The sequence below is a fragment of the Acinetobacter sp. 809848 genome, assembly GCF_000581275.1.
GTDB classification, from domain to species: Bacteria; Pseudomonadota; Gammaproteobacteria; order Pseudomonadales; family Moraxellaceae; genus Acinetobacter; species Acinetobacter pittii.
Map to the genome: position 1 here is coordinate 1 of NZ_JEXG01000184.1, position 552 is coordinate 552.

Here is a 552-nt window from a genome sequence, read left to right on the forward strand (position 1 = left end):
AGAACCTGGTTCAACAGTAACTGTGACTTATCCGGATGGTAGTACGGCAAGTGTTGTAGCAGGACCGGATGGTACTTGGACTGTACCAAACCCTGGTCTGAATGATGGCGATGAAGTTACAGCTGTAGCAACAGACCCTGCTGGCAATACATCAGGACCAGGAACAGCTATTGTTGATGCAGTTGGTCCAAATACGGATGGTGTTAACTTTGCTGTTGATTCAGTAACAGCTGATAATGTGGTTAATGCATCAGAAGCGGCTGGCAATGTCACGATTACTGGTGTATTGAAAAACGTTCCTTCAGATGCGGCTACTACAGCCGTTACAGTTGTTATTAATGGGATAACTTATAATGCAACTGTAGACAGTGCAGCAGGTACATGGACAGTAAGTGTGCCGGGTAGTGGTTTAACAGCGGATGCAGATAAAACAATTGATGCCAAAGTAACCTTTACTGATGCAGTAGGTAATAGCAGCACTGTTAATGATACACAAACTTATACAATTGATACCACCGCACCAAATGCACCTGTACTTGATCCAATCAATGC

1 protein-coding gene is annotated in these 552 nt (G+C 43.8%); it reads left to right on the plus strand.

The genetic code is table 11. The features are described from left to right. On the plus strand, positions 1 to 552 hold a 552-nt coding region (locus J536_RS24690; RefSeq protein ID WP_032064358.1), incomplete at both ends, for an Ig-like domain-containing protein.